This window comes from Sulfitobacter sp. AS59 (assembly GCF_038899995.1).
Classification (GTDB): Bacteria; Pseudomonadota; Alphaproteobacteria; order Rhodobacterales; family Rhodobacteraceae; genus Sulfitobacter.
The window spans coordinates 445,672-466,272 of the sequence record NZ_JBBMQK010000002.1 but is presented as its reverse complement, the minus strand read 5'-3'; the positions used below and the strand labels follow the sequence as shown (position 1 = coordinate 466,272).

Annotated in this window: 19 protein-coding genes; 7 read left to right on the top strand and 12 right to left on the bottom strand. The window is 57.6% G+C overall.

The window, feature by feature from the left end:
• Window positions 1–13: 13 nt before the first annotated feature.
• Window positions 14–2,287 carry an NADP-dependent malic enzyme gene (locus WNY39_RS06535; protein WP_342844820.1) on the bottom strand — a complete coding sequence of 758 codons (2,274 nt, stop codon included), beginning with the start codon at window positions 2,285–2,287 and terminating at the stop codon, window positions 14–16.
• 228 nt (window positions 2,288–2,515) lie between these two features.
• On the opposite strand from WNY39_RS06535, the gene WNY39_RS06530 reads away from it, so the two are divergent.
• From WNY39_RS06530 to WNY39_RS06510, 5 genes are all read left to right on the top strand, one after another.
• Complete coding sequence (locus WNY39_RS06530; protein WP_342844819.1) at window positions 2,516–2,911, top strand: cytidine deaminase; 396 nt, start codon at window positions 2,516–2,518, stop codon at window positions 2,909–2,911.
• A 3-nt stretch (window positions 2,912–2,914) separates the two neighbouring features.
• On the top strand, window positions 2,915–4,219 hold the full coding sequence (locus tag WNY39_RS06525; RefSeq protein WP_342844818.1) for a thymidine phosphorylase: 1,305 nt from the start codon (window positions 2,915–2,917) through the stop codon (window positions 4,217–4,219).
• Window positions 4,219–5,412, top strand: a complete 1,194-nt coding sequence (locus tag WNY39_RS06520; RefSeq protein WP_342844817.1) for a phosphopentomutase — start codon at window positions 4,219–4,221, stop codon at window positions 5,410–5,412. Before WNY39_RS06525 ends, WNY39_RS06520 begins: the two co-directional genes overlap by 1 nt.
• A gap of 146 nt (window positions 5,413–5,558) precedes the next feature.
• A complete protein-coding gene (gene upp, locus WNY39_RS06515) occupies window positions 5,559–6,200 on the top strand; it encodes a uracil phosphoribosyltransferase (protein ID WP_341233994.1) in 642 nt (213 codons plus the stop codon).
• Window positions 6,201–6,292: 92 nt separating this feature from the next.
• Window positions 6,293–7,561 carry an SPOR domain-containing protein gene (locus tag WNY39_RS06510; protein WP_342844816.1) on the top strand — a complete coding sequence of 423 codons (1,269 nt, stop codon included), beginning with the start codon at window positions 6,293–6,295 and terminating at the stop codon, window positions 7,559–7,561.
• A gap of 3 nt (window positions 7,562–7,564) precedes the next feature.
• On the opposite strand, the gene WNY39_RS06505 is transcribed toward WNY39_RS06510, so the two are convergent.
• Window positions 7,565–8,287 (bottom strand): SGNH/GDSL hydrolase family protein, encoded by a 723-nt coding sequence (locus tag WNY39_RS06505; protein ID WP_342844815.1) that lies wholly within the window; start codon window positions 8,285–8,287, stop codon window positions 7,565–7,567.
• 9 nt (window positions 8,288–8,296) lie between these two features.
• Complete coding sequence (locus WNY39_RS06500; RefSeq protein ID WP_342844814.1) at window positions 8,297–9,310, bottom strand: hypothetical protein; 1,014 nt, start codon at window positions 9,308–9,310, stop codon at window positions 8,297–8,299.
• A gap of 108 nt (window positions 9,311–9,418) precedes the next feature.
• On the opposite strand from WNY39_RS06500, the gene WNY39_RS06495 reads away from it, so the two are divergent.
• Complete coding sequence (locus tag WNY39_RS06495; protein WP_342844813.1) at window positions 9,419–9,892, top strand: GNAT family N-acetyltransferase; 474 nt, start codon at window positions 9,419–9,421, stop codon at window positions 9,890–9,892.
• Window positions 9,893–9,946: 54 nt separating this feature from the next.
• On the opposite strand, the gene WNY39_RS06490 is transcribed toward WNY39_RS06495, so the two are convergent.
• Window positions 9,947–10,453: a DUF992 domain-containing protein gene (locus tag WNY39_RS06490; RefSeq protein ID WP_342844812.1), complete on the bottom strand. Its 507-nt coding sequence runs from the start codon at window positions 10,451–10,453 to the stop codon at window positions 9,947–9,949.
• A gap of 201 nt (window positions 10,454–10,654) precedes the next feature.
• Window positions 10,655–12,277: an AMP-binding protein gene (locus WNY39_RS06485; RefSeq protein ID WP_342844811.1), complete on the bottom strand. Its 1,623-nt coding sequence runs from the start codon at window positions 12,275–12,277 to the stop codon at window positions 10,655–10,657.
• A gap of 133 nt (window positions 12,278–12,410) precedes the next feature.
• Between WNY39_RS06485 and WNY39_RS06480 the strand changes: the two genes are divergently transcribed.
• Window positions 12,411–13,067 (top strand): sulfotransferase family 2 domain-containing protein, encoded by a 657-nt coding sequence (locus tag WNY39_RS06480; RefSeq protein WP_342844810.1) that lies wholly within the window; start codon window positions 12,411–12,413, stop codon window positions 13,065–13,067.
• An 83-nt stretch (window positions 13,068–13,150) separates the two neighbouring features.
• Here WNY39_RS06480 and WNY39_RS06475 read toward each other — a convergent pair whose 3' ends face one another.
• The 7 genes from WNY39_RS06475 to WNY39_RS06445 form a co-directional block, all read right to left on the bottom strand.
• Window positions 13,151–15,352 carry a 3-hydroxyacyl-CoA dehydrogenase NAD-binding domain-containing protein gene (locus tag WNY39_RS06475; protein ID WP_342844809.1) on the bottom strand — a complete coding sequence of 734 codons (2,202 nt, stop codon included), beginning with the start codon at window positions 15,350–15,352 and terminating at the stop codon, window positions 13,151–13,153.
• Window positions 15,353–15,377: 25 nt separating this feature from the next.
• Window positions 15,378–15,677 carry an acetyl-CoA acetyltransferase gene (locus WNY39_RS06470; RefSeq protein WP_342844808.1) on the bottom strand — a complete coding sequence of 100 codons (300 nt, stop codon included), beginning with the start codon at window positions 15,675–15,677 and terminating at the stop codon, window positions 15,378–15,380.
• Window positions 15,677–16,888, bottom strand: coding sequence for an acetyl-CoA C-acetyltransferase (locus WNY39_RS06465; RefSeq protein WP_342844807.1), 1,212 nt, complete (start codon window positions 16,886–16,888; stop codon window positions 15,677–15,679). Before WNY39_RS06465 ends, WNY39_RS06470 begins: the two co-directional genes overlap by 1 nt.
• Before the next feature lie 18 nt (window positions 16,889–16,906).
• Window positions 16,907–17,545, bottom strand: a complete 639-nt coding sequence (locus WNY39_RS06460; RefSeq protein ID WP_342844806.1) for a glutathione S-transferase — start codon at window positions 17,543–17,545, stop codon at window positions 16,907–16,909.
• Window positions 17,546–17,837: 292 nt separating this feature from the next.
• A complete protein-coding gene (locus WNY39_RS06455; RefSeq protein WP_342844805.1) occupies window positions 17,838–18,050 on the bottom strand; it encodes a hypothetical protein in 213 nt (70 codons plus the stop codon).
• 50 nt (window positions 18,051–18,100) lie between these two features.
• The gene (locus tag WNY39_RS06450) at window positions 18,101–19,882 is read right to left on the bottom strand and encodes an acyl-CoA dehydrogenase C-terminal domain-containing protein (protein WP_341234006.1); all 1,782 of its coding nucleotides are present in this window, start codon (window positions 19,880–19,882) and stop codon (window positions 18,101–18,103) included.
• A 49-nt stretch (window positions 19,883–19,931) separates the two neighbouring features.
• Window positions 19,932–20,333, bottom strand: coding sequence for a MerR family DNA-binding transcriptional regulator (locus WNY39_RS06445; RefSeq protein ID WP_341234007.1), 402 nt, complete (start codon window positions 20,331–20,333; stop codon window positions 19,932–19,934).
• Between the last annotated feature and the right edge of the window lie 268 nt (window positions 20,334–20,601).

Below are 20,601 nucleotides of genomic sequence, written 5' to 3'. Positions count from 1 at the left end.
TGTCGTTTCAGGTTTAACCGTATTCGGTGACTGGCGTGCCCGCAATCGCGCCGACGTTTAGCAAGCCGCGCGCGGTGATCGACGAGGATACGATGTGCGCACGGTTGCCCATGCCCATCAGGATCGGCCCGACCTCTAGGCCGCCCCCCTTTATTTTCAGTATGTTACGCACACCCGATGCCGCATCAGCATGGGCAAAGACCAACACATTCGCGGCCCCTTCCATCCGGTTCGATGGCAGCAGACGATTACGCAGATCTGCATCAAGCGCGGTGTCGATGTTCATCTCGCCCTCGTAACAGAAGTCGTGGTTGCCTTCGTCCAGCATGCGAATGGCGGCGCGCAGACGTTTGCCGCTGCCTTCGCCCTGGTTGCCGAACTGGCTTTGCGAACAGAACGCAATTTTCGGCTCGATCCCGAAACGTCGCACGTGGCGGGCAGCCCCAATCGCGATCTCGGCGATTTGTTCGGGGGTGGGGTGCAGATGCACCTGCGTGTCGGCGATAAACAACGGGCCGTCTTCGAGGATCATCAGCGACAGCGCGCCATGTGGCCGTCTGCCATCGCGGCCTAACACCTGTTCGATATAGTTCATGTGCCAGCGGAATTCACCAAAGGTCCCACAGATCAGACTGTCGGCTTCCTCGCGGTAGACCATGACCGCGCCGATGGCGGTGGTGTTGGTGCGCATGATCGCTCGGGCAATATCGGGCGACACGCCACGGCGCGCCATCAGGTGGTGATAGGTTTCCCAATAGTCGCGGTAGCGTGGATCGTTTTCGGGGTTCACCAGATCGACGGTTTCGCCCAGCTTGATGGTCAGGCCGGCCTTTTCGATGCGCCGCTCAATGACCTCGGGGCGGCCGATCAGGATCGGGCGTTCACTGGTTTCTTCGACCATGGCTTGGGCGGCACGCAACACGCGCTCGTCCTCGCCCTCGGCAAAGACGATGCGGCGTGGGGCTGCACGCGCTGCCTCGAAAACCGGGCGCATCAGGAGGGCAGACTTGAACACCGAACTGTCCAGCTTGTGACGGTAGGCGTCCAGATCCTTGATAGGGCGAGTCGCCACGCCGGTTTCCATCGCGGCCTTGGCCACAGCCGAGGACACCACCCCAATGAGGCGCGGGTCGAAGGGTTTGGGGATCAGGTAATCGGCCCCAAAGGTCAGTTGTTCACCTTGATAGGCGGCCGCAGCCTCGGCCGAGGTGGTGGCGCGGGCGAGGGCGGCAATACCATCGATGCAGGCGATCTTCATCTCGTCATTGATGGTGGTGGCCCCCACATCCAGCGCCCCGCGAAAGATAAACGGAAAACACAGCACGTTATTGACCTGATTAGGAAAATCAGACCGGCCCGTTGCGATGATTGCATCCGGGGCCACGCTGCGCACAAGGTCGGGCATGATTTCCGGTGTGGGGTTCGCAAGGGCAAAAATAATCGGTCTGGGTGCCATTTTCTGCACCAGTTCAGGGGTCAGAACACCGGGGCCGGAGAGACCAAGGAACAGGTCTGCGCCGTCAATGACATCTTCCAAATTGCGCAGATCGGATTTTTGCGCGTATTCGGTTTTGATCGGGTTCATGTCGATCTCGCGGCCTTCGTAGACCAGACCATGAATATCGCACAGCCAGACGTTTTCGCGTTTGACGCCGAGTTTCAGCAGCATGTTCAGGCAGGCGATGCCCGCCGCCCCGCCACCGGTTGAGACAATTTTGATGTCTTCGAATTTCTTTTTGGCCACGAAAAGCGCGTTCTTGACGGCGGCACCCACAACAATGGCGGTGCCGTGCTGGTCATCATGGAAAACCGGAATATTCATCCGCTCTCGGCAGATTTTTTCGACGGTAAAGCAATCGGGTGCCTTGATGTCTTCTAGATTGATCGCCCCAAAGGTGGGCTCTAGCGCGCAGACCAGTTCTGCCAGCTTTTCGGGATCGTTTTCGTTCAGCTCGATATCAAAGCAATCGATATTGGCGAATTTCTTGAACAGGACGGCTTTGCCCTCCATCACCGGTTTGGAGGCCAGCGCGCCGATGTTGCCCAAGCCCAGAACGGCGGTGCCATTTGTGACCACGCCGACCAGATTGGCGCGTGTGGTATAAAGCGCCGCAGTGGACGGATCCGACTTAATCTCGAGACAAGCCTCGGCGACGCCGGGGGAATACGCGCGGGCCAGATCACGACCATTGGCCAAAGGCTTGGTCGCGCGGATTTCCAGCTTTCCGGGTTTTGGAAAGGCGTGATAATCAAGCGCAGCTTGGCGCAGGTTTGGCGCATCGGTCATAATTTTGGGTCCTTTTGGCGAATGGTTTAGCGTTAAACTATATTCTCAGCCGCGCCAACATGGCATTTGACGTGGCGTCGTCTGGCGACGAAAAAGGGGGCCAGCCCCCTTCGCGGCAAGCCGCTCATCCCCCGGAGTTTTTTTGGCAAAATGAACGGGAAAGGTTTTTATTCTTTTGCCATCGCAACTTTGAACAAAGCTTTTTATACTTTCGTGAACGGAGGCCCGATGACACAAGATCTAAGAGATAAAGCCAGCGCAGTTCAGGCAAATGCCTATGCGCCCTATTCAAATTTCAAAGTGGGCGCGGCGCTGCGCGGGCGTTCCGGTGCGCTTTATGTGGGCTGCAATGTCGAGAATGTCGCCTATCCCGAAGGGACTTGCGCTGAAGCAGGGGCAATCGCGGCAATGGTGGCTGCCGGCGAGACAGAGTTTACCGAAGCCTATGTGATTGCAGGCAGCCCGATGCCGATCACGCCCTGCGGCGGCTGCCGGCAAAAGCTGGCAGAATTTGGCAAGGGCGACGCGCGCGTCACCATGGCCACGCTTTCAGGTGTGGAAGAGGTCATGTCGCTGTCTGAGTTGCTGCCGGGCGCATTCGGTCGCGCCCATATGGAAACATAACCCATGGATGCGCGTGGAATTCTAGGCAAGCTGCGGCACCAGCAGTCGCCCGATCATGACGAATTGGTGTGGTTTGCGCGGGCTTTGGCCGATGGGCGCGTCAGTGATGCGCAGGCGGGCGCCTTTGCTATGGGGGTCTGTCAGGTCGGCTTGAGCGATGCGGGCCGTGTGGCGCTGACCCTTGCGATGCGCGACAGTGGTCAGGTTCTGTCATGGGATTTAGACGGGCCGGTGTTGGACAAGCATTCCACCGGCGGCGTGGGCGATTGTGTCAGCCTGATACTGGCCCCGGCTTTGGCGGCTTGCGGTGCTTATGTGCCGATGATTTCGGGGCGTGGGCTGGGCCATACCGGTGGCACGCTGGACAAGATGGAGGCCATTCCGGGCGTATCGACTCAGATGGACGAGGCGCAGTTACGGCAGATCATTGACCGGACCGGTTGCGCGATTGTCGGAGCCACGGGCGACATCGCGCCTGCGGACAAACGGCTATACGCGGTGCGCGACGTGACTTCGACCGTCGACAGCATGGATTTGATCACGGCATCGATTTTGTCAAAGAAGCTGGCGGCAGGTTTGCAGGGTCTGGTGCTGGACGTCAAAGTTGGCAGTGGCGCGTTCATGAAAGATATTGAGCAGGCGCAGATGTTGGCCAATGCCCTGACCAAGACCGCCAATGCCAGCGGCTGCAAGACGACAGCGATCATCAGCGATATGAGCCAGCCCTTGGTGCCAAGCCTTGGCAACGCGCTGGAGGTGGCTGAGGTGATGCAGGTGCTGACGGGTCAAACCGAAGGCCCGATTGTTTCTGTCTGTGCGGCTTTGGGCGGCGTTTTGTTGGCCAACGCAGGCCTTGCCGACGACGTCGAAAAGGGCGCGGACGCCATTTGCAGCGCCATTCGAGACGGCCGCGCAGCCGAGCGCTTTGGAAAGATGATCGCCGAAATGGGCGGGCCTGTGCCGTTTGTAGAAAACTGGACCCGGTTTTTGCCTGAGGCCACGATCATAGTCGCAATCCCTGCGCCGCAGGCCGGTTATGTGTCGGCGATAGACGGCGAGGCGTTGGGCATGGCTGTGGTGGCGCTTGGCGGTGGACGTATGTTGGAAACCGACCAGATCAACACAGCCGTGGGGCTGTCAGAAGTGGTGCGGCTGGGGACGAAAGTGGCCAAGGGCGATCCTTTGGCCGTCATTCACGCCGTCCGGTCAGAGGATGCTGAAAAAGCGGCTAAAGCCGTGCGCAGGGCTATTACGCTGTCGGACAAGCTTGTTGCATCACCCGATCTCATTCTTGAGCGGGTAGGCTGATGGCACGTGTATTTTTGGTGGTGATGGATTCGGTTGGCATTGGCGGCGCGCCAGACGCTGATGCGTTTTTCAACGGTTCCGTGCCCGATGCCGGGTCCAACACCCTTGGACATATTGCGCAGGCCTGTGCCGATGGTCGCGCAGAAGAGGGGCGGTCTGGCCCCTTAAAGCTGCCCAATCTTGTATCATTGGGTTTGGGGGCCGCGACCAAGCTGGCCAGCGGGCTTGAGGTGGAAAGTTTGGCCGGAGAGGTCACCGGAACCTGGGGAGCCGCGACGGAGGTGTCGCGCGGTAAGGATACGCCGTCGGGCCATTGGGAGCTTGCCGGTTTGGTGGTCCCTTGGGAGTGGCACTACTTTGAGGATACCAGCAATTCGTTTTCACCTGAGTTGGTGGCGCAATTGGCAGCGCTGGCCGGTGTCGACGGAATATTGGGCAATCGCCATGCGTCCGGCACTGCCATCATCCAAGAATGCGGTGTCGAGCATATCAGGAGCGGCTATCCGATTTGCTATACCTCGGCGGATAGCGTTTTGCAGATCGCGGCGCATGAGGAGCATTTCGGCCTGGATCGGCTGATTGAGCTTTGTGCAAAGGTTGCGCCGATTGCCCATGAGATGAAGGTTGGGCGGGTGATTGCGCGCCCCTTTATTGGCGACGCCGAGACCGGATTTACACGCACCGCCAATCGCCGCGACTTTGCCATTGAGCTGCCTGCACCTGTGCTGAGCAATTGGGTTCAGGATGCAGGGCAGCGCGTCTATGCGGTTGGTAAGATCGGCGATATTTTTTCGATGTCGGGTTTCGACGAATTGCGCAAAGGGCCAGACGAAACCTTGATGCGGCATCTGGCGGATCTGGTCGACCGTGCGGTGGATGGCAGCCTGACCTTTGCCAATTTTGTCGAGTTTGACAGCCTTTATGGCCATCGGCGCGACGTGTCGGGCTATGCGCGGGCGCTGGAGTGGTTTGACGTCGAGATTGGCAAGATCAGGTCGAAACTGCGCGACGGGGACATTCTGGTTCTCACAGCCGATCATGGGAATGATCCGACCTGGGTGGGAACCGACCACACCCGGGAACGCGTGCCGGTCCTGGTGGACGGTCTTGGCCAAGGGCATTTGGGGGTAATCGGGTTCACGGATGTCGCAGCTTTGGTGGCAAAGCATTTGGGCGTGAACATACCAGACTAGCGTTGGAAGGGGGCCAGCCCCCATCGTGGCAGGCCACGATTCCCCCGGAGTTTATTTGGCAAAATGAACCCAGAGGGCCGCGCTGTGGTTGCGGGTCGTGGCATTTCAAGGCAAGAGTCTGGGCAAGCAAAATGGAGAGCGCAGCTATGCCCGATACATCTGAACATCTTACCGTGGTGAACCATCCGCTGGTGCAGCACAAGCTGACCATCATGCGTGACAAGGAAACGCCGACAGCCGTGTTCCGTCAATTGCTGCGCGAGATTAGCCAGCTTTTGGCTTATGAAGTGACGCGCGGCTTGCCGATGACCACAAAGCGGATCGACACACCGATGCAGCCGATGGATGCGCCCACGCTGGACGGTAAGAAGCTGGCGTTGATATCGATCCTGCGGGCGGGCAATGGTTTGTTGGACGGCGTTCTTGAGCTGATCCCGTCGGCGCGTGTTGGGTTTGTCGGGTTGTACCGCGATGAAGAGACGCTGAAGCCTGTTAAATACTATTTCAAGGTGCCCGAAGGCATGGATGACCGGTTGGTGATTGCGGTGGACCCGATGTTGGCCACGGGCAATTCATCTGTCGCGGCCATTGACATGTTGAAGGAAGCGGGTGCCACCAATATCCGGTTCTTGTGCCTGTTGGCGGCACCTGAGGGCATCAAGCGCATGCAAGAAGCCCACCCTGATGTGCCGATTGTGACGGCTGCAGTAGATGAGAAGTTGAACGAATTGGGCTATATCGTACCCGGGCTTGGTGATGCAGGGGACCGGATGTTCGGCACGAAATAATGACGTAAATGTGGTGCGGCCGCTATAGGGAGCTTTACTCTGACTAGGGGATGACGCATTATTTAAACTATATGTTGTGTTTGGGGGCGCGGATGAAGTTTAGAAATGTTGTCGCAATCGCTATCGTTTTCGGAACTGTCAGCATCGGCGCAGTGCAGGCCCAGTCCTTTCGGGAGCAACCCAAAGAGTTTCCTCCGGCTTCCTATAAGGGCAAGCAATATGTGGACAGTGCCGGCTGTGTTTTCATCCGTGCTGGCATTGATGGGAATGTGACATGGGTGCCGCGTGTGACGCGCAAGCGCGCTGGCGTCTGTGGGTTTAAACCGACGAATGTTGGCACTGCTATGGCGTCGCCCACGCCGCAAGCGACAGGTGTCGCCCAGATCGCGCTAAATGCGCCGTCCACGCAGGCGACCCCCGTCGCCGTGAAACCGCGCCCCGTTCCCAAAATCCGCCGCGCCGCGCCTGTTGTTCGGCAGACAGCGCCGACAGTGGTGCGCCAAACCGCGGCACGTCCGGTTGTTGTAGCGTCGGCACCCCCTGAGACTGCTAGGGTCTGTCCTGACAGATCGCCCCTTGCGCAGCGGTATATGGCCGGTGCCAAAATGCCCGTGCGATGCGGCCCCCAGACAGAGCGGATTGCACCTGTACCGCCCCACGGGACGCACAAGACATCGCAGCGCAAAATGCGCGCAGGTACTGTGACGGTGACCCCGAACACCCGCATCGTCCCCAAACATGTCGCGGTGAACCGCATCAACACCTACAACACCGTACAGGTCCCGACAGGGTACAAACCGGTTTGGGACGACGATCGTTTGAATCCCAAGCGGGCCGAGCAAACGCTTGCCGGTCGGGCGCAGATGAATTTGATGTGGACCAACACCGTGCCGCGCCGCTTGATCAACCAGTACACGGGGCAGGATGTGACGGCGAAAATGCCGTTGATTTACCCCTATACGTCGATTGATCAGCAACGCCTTGAGATGGGGAAGGTAACATTGTCCACGCGCAATGGTGTGGTGGTCAAGCGGGTCGTGCGAAACCGGGGTGTGGCCTCTGCCGTGCGCAGGCCAACCTATTCCAGTCGCTCCGCTGCCAAGCCTGATACCGCTGCCACGGTGCCAACGCGTAGTGGTGCCAGTGCTTATGTGCAGGTGGGTGTCTTTCAAAATACGGCCAATGCGCAGCGGGCGGCCAAGCGTATTGCGGGCATGGGCATGGGCGCGCGCATCGGTAAGTCGGTGCGCGGCGGCAAGACCTATCTATCGGTTCAGGCAGGGCCATTTGCCAAAGCATCAGCGCCTCAGGCATTGGGAAAGCTGCGCGGCAGCGGGTATGGCGACGCCTATATCCGCTAGGGCTTAGGTCTGATTTGAGACAAGTGGCCAGTCGGTGTTGATCCGGCTGGCCATTTCTTTTGCCCAAATCGCATAGATTTCAGGACCGGGGTGAAAACGGTCAGCCGCCATTTGCGTCGGGTCCAACGGTAGGTCAAACCCGATGTGATGCCAGCGTTTTTCAGCGGCGAGTGTTGTGGCTAAAGCCGCGTTAAAGCGGTCCGCCTGCCTGCCCAATGTCCAGCGCAAGGGCTGTGGCAGGATCGGGAAAAGACCCAGCGGTGGCACGCCTGTCATATACACAAGACGCGGCGCAAAAAGCTGGTTGATCCGCGCCCGCAATGCCTGTTGGCGTTGTTGCCAAGCCTTGAAGGGGACAGCATGGGTGACATCATTCACGCCCAAGGCCGTCACAACAATATCGACGGGGTATGGGGCTTGGCCCTCAAGATGTTTAAGGGTGCTGGCGGTCGTCGCGCCGGTTTTTGCAATCAAGCGCCAGTTGAGGGTGAAATCCTGTGACAGCTGTTGGGATAATTGACCTGCAAGCGCTTGATCTTGATGCGAGACGCCGACGCCAGCCGCAGATGAATCGCCCAGTATTAACACCGACAATGCAGGGCCGCTGCCGATTGTGCCTTCTCTGGGTCCGCTTGCCTCGGGCAGTTGCAGGGCACGGGCGCGCACCATGGCGGCCTGCATCAGCAACACAGGTGACAGGGCAATGCGTAGGCTCGTATCCAGCATGAGGTTCCTTTATCCGCCGCAGATGTTTTGCAGGCGCAGCCAATCGGCATCGTTGATCAAGGGGGATGTATCTTGGCCTGCCATGGGGTCGCCCTCGATCAAGGCCAATGTGGTCTCGCCGGTGATATCAAGTGCTTCTGCATATGGGGTGCTGTGCAGGCGTTCTTCGTTGAACCGCGCCAGCAGTTGATCCACCGGCGCAGGGGTATCCCGCGCGGCCATCAGTATCTCGGCATAGCTTTTAAGTGCCGGTTCGGATATTTCACCGGTCGTGAGCAGGCGGAAGTTTTCGCGCAAACTCAGATCAGCCAGCATATCGCGCAACGGGTCGCTTTGCGCACGTTTGACCACCTCGGAGAGGATGAAACCGGCCGCAACATCGGGGGATTCATAATCTTCGAACATCGTTTTGTTCAGCACGATCAACCCGCCGGGCAGGTGGATGCTGTCACGGGTCATGGCGGGCAAGACGGTCAATGGCCCGGCTGACAGGCGCGTGCCAAGCTTGGCCAAAGCGACACGGCCACGCGGATTATTGCAGGCCACCCCGGAAACCCGTTCGATCTGGCGCAGCAGCGCAGTCCCGATCGAGGCACGTTTCACCTTTGGCACCACTTTCAGCGTGTGATCCTGCATTGCACCGGGCAGCCAGAACAGGGCCAAGGCAACGACCGTTAGGATCGACCCCAACACGCCGATCAGGCGCAAGCGACCGGGGTGCGGGCGGCCGCGTTCAACGGCGCGGCGCAGGGTTTCAATGGCCTCAATCATCTCGCTGTGGGTGTCTGCGATTTCAAGCGTTTCGGCGGGGTCGCCGTCGGGGTGAAATATCGCAGGCCGGATGCCGGGGTTTGCGCGGGCGACAGCGGCCAGCGACCAATGCGCGATGGCTTGGTCCTTCATGTCGGAAATCACCAACGTCGCGTCCCCGATCGACACGATAACCTCGCGGCGTTGATCTTTGGGATCGGCACGCCAAAGGCCCGTCGCTTCGATGCGCGCGTATTTCGTTAGGGCCGTCATGAGCTGTGATATACTGCCTAGTTATTTTACTGTACTTTAGCATCTGATAAGACTTGAGCAATGGGCTGCGCGGGTCAGCATGGTCCAATCGCGCAGGAGATCAACTTAATGGATGTAAAAACTGCGGTATCTGCCGACGTCCCGGCGATTGCGGCGTTGTGGCGCGAGGGATGGATGCAGGGGCATGGCGCTGCGGCACCGAAATCCCTGACCCAGCAGCGCACGGCAGACGAGTTTTTGACGCGGACCAAGGCGCATGTGCAGCAGACGCAGGTCGCGTGGATTGATGGCCAAATGGCCGGGTTCTTTATGATCGAGGGTAACGAGCTGTATCAGTTCTATGTCGCGCCGGATTTCCAAGGGTCAGGCGTCGCGCGCGCGTTAATGGCAGAAGCGGAGACTGCGCTTGGCACCGGGTTAAAGTGGCTGGCCTGTCTGGTGGGCAACAAACGCGCGGCACGTTTCTATGAAAAATCCGGCTGGGTTCTGGCCGCGACAGTACCGTATGAGGTCGAAACCGAAGAGGGGCCTCAAGTAATTAATGCGTGGCGCTTTGAAAAACGTCTAGGCGCGGCGCCCTAGAACGAAAAAAGGGTGGCACGACGCCACCCTTTTCTCTTAAGATTTCCGAAGGGGTTAGCCTTCGACGCGTGTCAGGTTGATCTCGCCCACACCTACGGCAAGGTTCATGCCGTTTTGCGTGTTCACGCTTACTGGCTGCAGGGCCAATGTGTTTTCCGAACCACCGGTCATGACGTTTGCACCAAGGCCAACACCGAATGTCGCTTCGGCAGATACGCCTTTGTACGAGCCGTTCAAGCCACCTTCGCTATATTCGGATTCGGTTGGTGCCAGAACAAGCCAAGACATTTGGCCGTTGTGCGTCTCGCCGATATCCAGACCCCAGCGGTTGATCTCGCCGACGTATTTTTCGTCTGCTTGACCTTCTTCAACAGGGTTAAAGATACAGGTCAGTTCGCGGCTTGAGCCTACGATGAAACCGCTACCGTCGCCAACATCACAGCTCAGCGATCCGACCTCTGTATGATCCACTGTTTCGTTATCCGCAGCCAAGGCCGCGCCGCCAAACATCGTGCCAGCCAAGATTGCAGTGCTTAGGGTAAGTTTCGAAATCCGTGTCATGTTATTCGCTTTCCGTCACTCGTTAAAAGTGTCTGTTACTGAATTATCAGGCAGCGAACCTTCGTCCGCGAGCGCCCTTCGTTACAGGGAGACAACCAGCGCGGTCGCCGTTTGTTCCAAGGAATTTCAAACAGGTTTATGGGACCGGCGACCACTTGGGCCCGGCCGAACAGCGCATTGCTGCGATACGCAGGCAAAACGTTAAAGCGTGGCCGCTTTCTTGCGCAGTTCGAATTTCTGGATTTTGCCGGTCGATGTCTTTGGCAGATCTTGGAACACGACCTTTTTGGGGGCTTTGAACCCCGCCAATGTTTTGCGGGCAAAGGCGATCATCGCAGCCTCGTCCCCGGTTTGGCCGGGTTTCAGCTCAACAAAAGCGCAAGGCACCTCGCCCCATTTGTCATCCGGCTTGGCGACGACGGCGGCTAGGTTCACATCCGGGTGCCCCATAAGCACACCTTCGATCTCGACCGAGGATATGTTTTCACCGCCCGAGATGATGATATCCTTGGCGCGGTCGGCGATCTGCATATAGCCGTTCGGATGTTGCACCGCCAAATCGCCCGAATGGAAATAGCCGCCTTCAAACGCTTCTTTCGTGGCTTCGGGGTTTTTGAAATACCCTTTCATCACGGAATTCCCACGGATCATAATCTCCCCTTGGGTGGCCCCGTCTTTGGTGACTTGGGTCATGTCGGGGTTCAACACCGTGATGTCCTCCATCATGGGCATCGGCACGCCTTGGCGGGCTTTCACGGCTGCGCGGTCTTCGCCTTGCAGCGCATCCCACTCATCGCTCCACAGGCATTCGGTGACATGGCCATAGGTTTCGGTCAGGCCGTAAACCTGGGTGACGTTGAACCCCAATGCCTCGATCTTGCTCAGGGTCGCGGGGGCGGGGGGCGCACCGGCGGTAAAGACTTCGACAACGTGATCGAACGCACGGCGTTCGCTGTCGGGCGCGTTAACAATCATGTTCAACACAATCGGCGCGCCACCGAAATGTGTCACGCCTTCGACTGCGATCGCGTCGTAGATGACGCCGGCGGTGATGTCGCGACAGCAGACCAAGGTACCGCCCAGCAGGGGCATCATCCACGCATGGTTCCAGCCGTTGCAATGAAACAGCGGCACAATCTGCATAAAGACCGGACGCATCACCATACGCCAGCTGACAACGGTGCCCATGGTCATCAGATACGCGCCGCGGTGATGGTAAACGACGCCCTTGGGCCGGCCCGTGGTGCCGGACGTATAGTTCAAGGCAAGGCTTTCCCATTCGTCTTGGGGCATGATCCACGCATAGGCAGGATCGCCCTTTGTCAGCAGATCCTCATAGGTCGGGTGTCGTCCGGTCGCGGGGAAACCGGCATGCGTATCCGGGACTTCGATCAGGGTCGGTGGCGTGTCCAGCGCGGCACAGGCGGCTTCGGCCAGTTCTATAAACTGGGTATCAACTAGCGCGACTTTAGCCTCACCATGGTCAAGGATATAGGCGACGGTATCGACGTCCAAACGGGTGTTGATGGTGTTCAAGACGGCACCGCAGGCGGGCACGCCAAAATGCGCTTCGGCTTGGGCGGGGATATTGGGCAAAATGGTCGATACCACGTCGCCGGGCACCACACCCATATCCGCCAGCGCTGATGCCAAGCGGGTGCATCTGGCGTGATACTGGGCATAGGTCGTGCGATGCGGGCCATAGGACACAGCCACTACATCGGGAAACACATGGGCCGCGCGTTGCAGGTGCGACAGCGGGCTAAGCGGCACATAATTGGCGCGGCACTTTTCCAATCCGTCTTCGTTTGTCATCCAACCCATGATGTATCCTTTGGCCTTGCGGTTTTTCTGCTTGAGTATTGCGCCAGTTGCGTAAAGTTAAAAGTATGAAACACAGCGAACCAAAAGATGACGTTGCACAGCGGGCCGCGATAGGCGCGCAAAGGCCCGTGCGATGATCATCAGCCGTGGCCGCAATTACATCTTTGTGCACATCCCCAAAACCGGCGGCACGTCGCTGGCGCTGGCGCTAGAAGCGCGCGCCATGAAGGATGACATCATGCTGGGCGACACGCCCAAAGCGCTGAAGCGTCGGAAGCGGATGAAGGACGCGCAGGCGGCAGGGCGGCTGTGGAAGCATTCGACGCTGGCCGATATTGAGGGGGTGGTGACGCGCGAAGAGATTGCGCAAATGTTCTGTTTCACCTTGGTGCGCAATCCGTGGGACCGGATCGTAAGCTATTATCACTGGCTGCGCGGGCAGTCCTTTGATCACCCCATGGTCCGGCTTGCGCAGCAAACCAGTTTCGCCGCATTCCTTGAAACACCCGCATTGCAAGCCAGCCTGCAAAACGCACCCTATGGCAGCTATCTGCAAGACGGCGCAGGGGATGATCAGGGTAATCTGTTCATCCGGCTTGAGCATTTTGCGCAGGATGCCCAGCCCCTTTTTGATCATCTGGGGTTCGAATTAACGCTGCCGAATGAAAATGCCTCTGACCGCGATGCCGCATATCAAAGCTATTATACGGAAGCGCTTTCGCAGATCGTGGCGCGGATTTGTGCGGCCGATATTGCGCGGTTTGGCTACCGCTTCGGGGATACGGATTAACTGCAGCCACCGAACCAGTGCGATAGATGCAAAAACGGCCAGCAGTCACCTGCTGGCCGTATGTCATTTAGATGTGCTGCCGATCAGGCGGCTTTGGCATCCGGTCCGAAGCGGCCATAGAATGTCTGACCTTTGTCTGCCATCTCGCGCAGCAGGGCAGGGCATTCGAAACGATCGCCAAACTTGGCTTGCAGCTGATCACAGCGCTCGGCGGCATAAGGTGCGCCGATGATGTCGAGCCAGCTGAACGGACCGCCGGACCAAGGCGCAAAGCCCCAACCAAGGATCGCGCCAACATCGCCTTCGCGGATGTCTTCCAGCACGCCTTCTTCCAACGCGCGCACAGCTTCAAGCACTTGAACGAACATCAGACGGTCCTGCACATCGCGCAGATCAGGCTGGGTTTCGGCCAGTGGGAACTTGTCGTGCATCCCCTTCCAATAGCCCTGACGCTTGCCCTTTTCATCATAATCGAAGAAACCAGCCTTGGCCTTGCGACCCAGACGGCCCAGATCTTCCATCCAGAAAATCAGATCGTCCGCTTGGGACGCAGGATAGGCATTACCCATCGCAGCCTTGGTCGCGCGGGCAATCTTGGCCCCCAGATCAATGGATGTCTCATCGGTCAGTTGCACGGGCCCAACAGGGAAGCCCAGCAATTGTGCCGCGTGATCCACCAATTGTGGTGCGACACCTTCGGTGATCATCCGCGCGCCTTCGTTGGCATAAGGGATGATGCAGCGGTTGGCATAGAAGAACCGCGCGTCGTTCACCACGATGGGCGTCTTGCGGATCTGGCGCACATAATCGAGCGACTTGGCCACGGCACGATCACCGGTTTCCTTGCCTTTGATGATCTCGACCAGCAGCATTTTCTCTACCGGAGAGAAGAAGTGGATACCGATGAACTGATCCGCGCGGCTTGACGCTTTGGCCAGTTCGGTGATCGGCAGGGTCGAGGTGTTGGAGGCAAAGATGCAATCCTCGGGGATCACGGCTTCGACCTTTTTGGTCATCTCGGCCTTGACGGCAGGGTCTTCGAACACCGCTTCGATGATCAGATCGCAGCCTTTCAACGCGTCCAGATCGGTGGTCGCGGTGATCAGCTCCAATGCGGCCTGCTTTTTCTCTTCGGTGGATTTGCGACGTGCGATGCCCTTGTCAAAGAAGCTGGCGGAATAGGCTTTGCCCTTGTCCGCGGCTTCTTGGGTCTGGTCGATCAACACCACTTCGATACCGGCCTGAACCGATACCAGCGTAATGCCTGCACCCATCATGCCCGCGCCCAAAACGCCCAGTTTTTTTACGCGTTGGTCTGGCACACCTTCGGGACGTACCGCACCTTTTTCCAATGCTTCCTTGTTCAGGAACAGCGACTGGATCATGGCGGATGACGACGGGTTCATCAGGATGTTGGTGAACCAACGCGCTTCGATCTTGAGCGCTGTATCGAAGGGGACCAATGCACCTTCATAGACTGCACTCAACAGCGCTTTGGCTGCGGGAAACGCGCCTTGGGTCTTGCCGTTGACCATGGCATTGGCACCGACAAAGGTCATGAAACCGGCAGGGTGATAGGGCGCGCCGCCGGGCATTTTATAGCCCTTGGCATCCCATGGTTTCAGAATATCCGCGTCCTTGGCATTCAAAACCCACTCTTTCGCTGCTGCAACCGGATCGGCCACAACCTCGTCGATCAGGCCTGCAGATTTCGCCGCAGCAGGGGCAACCATCTTGCCTTCAAGCAAGAACGGCGAAGCACCCATCGCGCCCAGCTTGCGTGTCAGACGCGTTGTGCCGCCCGCACCCGGGAAAATGCCAACCATGATTTCGGGCAGGCCGATACGCGCCTTGGGGTTGTCCGCGACAAAAATGCGGTGCGTGGCCAATGGCAGTTCCAGACCGATACCAGCGGCAGTGCCTGGCAGGGCAGACGCAATCGGTTTGCCGCCCTTGTTGGTTTTCGGGTCCATCCCTGCGCGTTCGATCTTGCGCAGCAGGGCATGCATTTTCATGGTGCCGTCGAACAGGCCTTGGGCCGGATCGTCGCCTGCGTCTTCGCGCATTTTGGCCAGCAGGTTCAGGTCCATGCCACCCGCGAACGATCCTACCTTGCCGGATGTCACAACGGCACCCTTGATGCTGTCGTCGGACAATACGGTGTCGATGATCGCGTCCAGTTCGGACAGCCCTTCGATCGACATGACGTTCATGGATTTACCGGGAACGTCCCAGGTGATGATGGCGACGCCGTCGGCGTCCTTGGTCATTGTGAAATCGGTCATTTATCTCTCCCTGATTTGGAGTGTGTTACGAGCGCTGAGGTGTGTAATCAGCGAATTTTTCAAGCAGTGATCGGATCAAAGCAATCGTGGCCTCTGGGCCTTCGGCGCAATCCTCTTCGCTTAGCAATATCCGTTTGAAGTCGTTGAAACTCTCACGGTCAAAGCTGTCGCTGGGATCATTGCGATGCTTAAAGAACAGCGGCGGCGTGTTCTGATACAGGCGCACATAGGCACCGCCGCGTTCTTCTTTGATCTTCAGATCTTTCAGCCCACGTCTTGTCGCCAATTCGGCGACAGCGTGGAACGGATGGGGTTGATCGCCCATTAGACCCGCTCGATTATTGTGGCGGCACCCATGCCGGATGCGATGCAAAGCGTGGCCATGCCGACTTCTTTGTCGGACCGCTCAAGTTCGTCCAGCAATGCGCCGATAATCATGGCACCGGTTGCACCCAAGGGGTGACCCATCGCGATGGAGCCGCCGTTGACGTTCACCTTGCTGTCGTCGACGTCGAACGCTTGCATGAAGCGCATCACAACAGCTGCGAATGCTTCGTTAACCTCGAACAGATCAATGTCGCCGATCTTCATACCGTTGTCGGCAAGGATTTTCTCGGTCACGGGCACGGGGCCGGTCAGCATGATCGTTGGATCGGTGCCGATTTTGGCAGTGGCGCGGATACGGGCGCGCGGCTTGAGGCCGTATTTCTCGCCGAATTCCTTGTTGCCGATCAGCACAGCCGCCGCACCATCAACAATACCCGAGGAGTTACCCGCGTGGTGGATGTGGTTGATTTTCTCAAGATGCGGGTACTTCATCAGCGCGATCTTGTCGAAACCGGGCATGACTTCGCCCATCTGCTGGAATGCAGGGTTCAACGAGCCAAGCGACTGCATATCTGTCTGGGGGCGCATGTATTCATCGTGGCTCAGGATCGACAGGCCGTTCTGATCCTTGATATCGATGACGGATTTGGCAAAGCGGCCTTCGTCCCAAGCCATTTTTGCGCGTTGCTGGGATTTCACGGCCAGTTGGTCGGCTTCTTCGCGGGTGAACCCGTATTCAGTGGCGATAATGTCAGCCGAAATACCTTGCGGCACGAAGTACTTTTCCATTGCCAATGTTGGATCAACGGCAATCGCGGCACCATCGCTGCCCATCGGCACGCGGCCCATCATCTCAACACCACCGGCGATATAGGCCATGCCGGCACCGCCTTTGATTTGGTTTGCGGCGAGGTTAACGGCTTCCATACCGGACGCACAGAAACGGTTGATCGCAAGGCCTGGAATGCGTTCATCCAGATCGGACGCCAATACGGCAGAGCGCGCAAGACAACCGCCCTGTTCCATCACTTGAGTCACGTTGCCCCAGATCACGTCCTCGACCGCGTGACCCTCAAGGTTGTTGCGGTCTTTGAGTGCGTTCAGCGTCAGCGCGGACAGGCGCAGCGATGTCAGTTCGTGCAGCGCGCCGTCTTTGCGGCCCTTGCCGCGCGGGGTGCGCAATGCGTCATAAATATAGGCTTCGGTCATTAGGTGTCTCCCTTTAAGTCAAGCACGGTCAGCGGGGCTGCCGGGCATCAGGTCATACGGGGCTTTCCAGCCCGGTGTTTCGCTCAGACGCGTAAGCCACGCGTCGATATTGGGCCAATCCTTGCGGTTGAAGCCGAAAGGTTCAGGGTAATACAGATAGCCGCAGCAGCTGAGATCGGCGTTGGTGATCCCGTCGCCCACGATCCAGTTGCGCCCCTCAAGGTGATCGTTAAGCACGGCATAAGCAGCGGCCAGACGCCCCTGCATAAAGCCGATAACTTCTTTGGGTTGCTTGTCTGCGGGTAGGAAATTCATCAGAAAACGGGTCATGCCGGCAATTGAGCTGAGCTTGTGATTATCCCACAGCACCCACCGCAAAATCTCGCGGCGTTCCGTGGAATCCTTCCCACTAAACTTGCCGGATTTCTCGGACACGTAGTCTTGGATCACGCCGGATTGGGTCAGGCGGATATCGCCGTCGATCATCACAGGTGCCTCGCCCATCACGTTTGTGGTGTTGCGATAGTCCGGCGTGCGCGTTTCACCCCCAAAGAAATCGACTTTGACCGGTTCCCAGGCAAGGCCTGACAGTTCCAGCGCAAGGGCCGCTTTGTAAGCGTTTCCGCTTTCTCCGAAGCAATGCAATTTGATGGTCATTTGAACCTCCCTAAGGTCGTTTTCTGTCTCTCTGGTCGACGTGGGGGTTTCACACCCCCACACCCCCGTGGAGTTTATTTGGCAAAATGAAATCAAAAGGTTTCAATTTTAATATCTTCTTAGTGGCTATCTTTTATCAAACAGACGCGCCGCAGGCTGGAGAGCTGAGCAGCGTGCAAAGTGAAACCCTGTCTCTTGCTTGGTTTAAACTAAGGTTGAGGCAGGGCCTTTCCGCCCGTTTCATTTTGCCAAGTAAACTCTCCCCGAAGGGTCGGTATCATCCTATTTGCCGTTATTTTTTACGATCATCTATTTCGGCGTTAAAGAGCCGAAGGCGTGCTGTCAGGTTTTCCTCGTTCATCACGCTGTTGAAGTTTTCAAACAGAAACGACAGCGCTTCGCCTTCGTCCAATCCCGCCTTGGCCGAGAATTTTTTGAGCCGTCTGTAACCGTCTTCGGTCATGGCGACGGGGAAACGGCGGGTAAGGCGAAAGCGTTTGGGCATCGGGAACCTTTCAAAAAGCATGAGGTGGGGTTGCCCCCACCTCGGGTAGCTTAGAAGTTTGCCGCGTCCAGCGCCATCACCGTATCCGCGCCGGTTTGGATGCGGGTCAGGTGCAGGGCGGTGGCTGGCAATTGGCGCGCCATATAATAGCGACCGGTGGCCAGTTTGGTCTCATAGAAGGCGGCATCGCCTGTGCCTTCTGCAAGCGCCTTTTTCGCGGCCAGACCCATTTTCGCCCACATGTAGCCCAAGCATACCTGCCCAAACATGTGCATGAAGTCTGTCGAGCCAGCCAAGGCGTTGTTGGGGTTTTTCATGCCGTTTTGCATGAAATACATGCCAGCTGCTTGCAGGTCCTTGCTCGCGGCTTTTAGTGGCTCAAGATAGGCCGCGTCGAATTCGGCGTCTTGGCCTGCGTTTTCCTTGATAAAGGTCTTGAGCATATCAAAGAACGCCATCACGTGCTTGCCACCGTCTTGCGCCAGTTTGCGGCCCACAAGGTCAAGCGCTTGGACGCCATTGGCACCCTCATAGATCATCGCAATCCGGGCATCGCGGGTGAACTGGGACATGCCCCATTCTTCGATATAGCCGTGGCCACCGTAAACCTGCTGCGCTTTCACCGTCATGTCATAACCGACATCGGTCAAGAAGCCCTTGATCACTGGCGTCATCAGGGACACCAGCCCGTCGGCGTCTTTATCGTTTGAGCGGTGTGCGGCATCGATCAGGTTTGCACCCCAAAGGATGAAGGCGCGTGCACCTTCTACAAAGGATTTTTGATCCATCAGGCTGCGGCGGATATCGGGGTGAACGATCAGCGGATCAGCCGGACCATTGGGGTTTTCGGTCCCAGTCACGGCGCGGCCTTGCAGGCGGTCCTTGGCGTAGTCCAGCGCGTTTTGGTAAGCCACGTCGGCCTGTGCCAACCCTTGCATACCAACGCCAACGCGGGCTTCGTTCATCATCGTGAACATGGCGCGCATGCCTTTATGCTCTTCACCCAGCAGATAGCCGACAGCGCCGTCATAGTTCATGACGCAGGTGGAGTTGCCGTGGATGCCCATTTTCTCTTCGATGGAACCGACGGAAAGGCTGTTGCGATCACCAAGGGAGCCGTCTTCGTTCACCATGAACTTGGGAACGATGAACAGCGACACGCCTTTGATACCTTCGGGGCCGCCTTCGATTTTGGCGAGCACAAGGTGGATGATGTTATCGGCCATGTCGTGGTCGCCGGAGGAGATAAAGATTTTCTGGCCCGAGATTTTATAGCTGCCGTCTTCTTGGGGGGCTGCTTTGGTGCGCATCAGGCCCAGATCGGTGCCGCAATGCGGTTCGGTCAGGTTCATGGTGCCGGTCCATTCGCACGAGACCATGTTCGGCAGGTAGGTGTCCTTTTGCGCGTCGGACCCGTGGGCCAGAATTGCAGAGGCCGCGCCGTGGGTTAGGCCCTGATACATGGTGAATGCTTGGTTGGAGGCCGAGAACATTTCGCCCACGGCGGTGCCCATGACGTAGGGCATATTTTGGCCACCATATTGTTCTGGCATGTCCAGACCGGGCCAGCCGCCTTCTTTGACCTTGGCAAAGGCGTCTTTAAAACCGGTTGGCGTATAAATCACGCCATTTTCCAGACGACAGCCTTCTTTGTCGCCCACGGCGTTCAGCGGGGCCAGCACTTCCGAGGTCAGCTTGCCTGCTTCCTCAAGAATAGCCGAGGTGAAATCGGCCTCAAGCTCGTCATAGCCTGGGATGGTCTGCTCGGTGACCTTTAGCACGTCGTGAAGCACGAATTGCATGTCTTTGATGGGGGCTGTGTAGCTAGGCATGTTGGTTTCTCCCTTGGGCGGATGTCTGAGTATCTGTTGGTTTTGCTGTTTATTCTGCCGCTTTGCGCGGGCTGTTGATTGAGGCGATCATCTTTTCACCCCATTTTAGCTGGTTGCGCAAATCGTCGATGGCTTCGTTGATTTCGTCGCGCTGTGCCTCAAGATCGGCAAGCCGATCGCGGGCGATGTCATAGGTGCGGGCCAGTTGTGTCTGTTGCTGGTCACCCATGTGATACAGGTCAAGCAACTGACGGATTTCTTCCAGGCTAAAGCCAAAGCGCTTGCCGCGGATGATCAGTTTCAACCGCGCGCGGTCGCGTTTGGTGAAAAGACGTTTTTGCCCGTGGCGTTCGGGAAACAGCAGTTCCTTCGCCTCGTAAAAGCGCAATGTTCGCGGGGTCACATCAAATGTGTCGCACATCTCGCGGATGGTCATTGTTGTGGTGTTCATCTGTCGCTGCCACTCTCGCATCATAGGTCGTTCGAGACCGATTTGGGGGTTTCGAGGACGCATTACAACAGACAGTGTGGTTGACGTAGTAGTACGTCACGTCACTTTTAAGTTTACCTAAGGTAAATTAACGTCAACTTTTAAAATGATCGTCAAAAGACCCACCGGTGTAGAGTATTTCACACGGGTGCGCATATTTTGCGACACAAATTTCAAGCGGATTTGAGAGAGTTAGTACTGATGCTGCTGGCGTGATACCGGTGCTAAG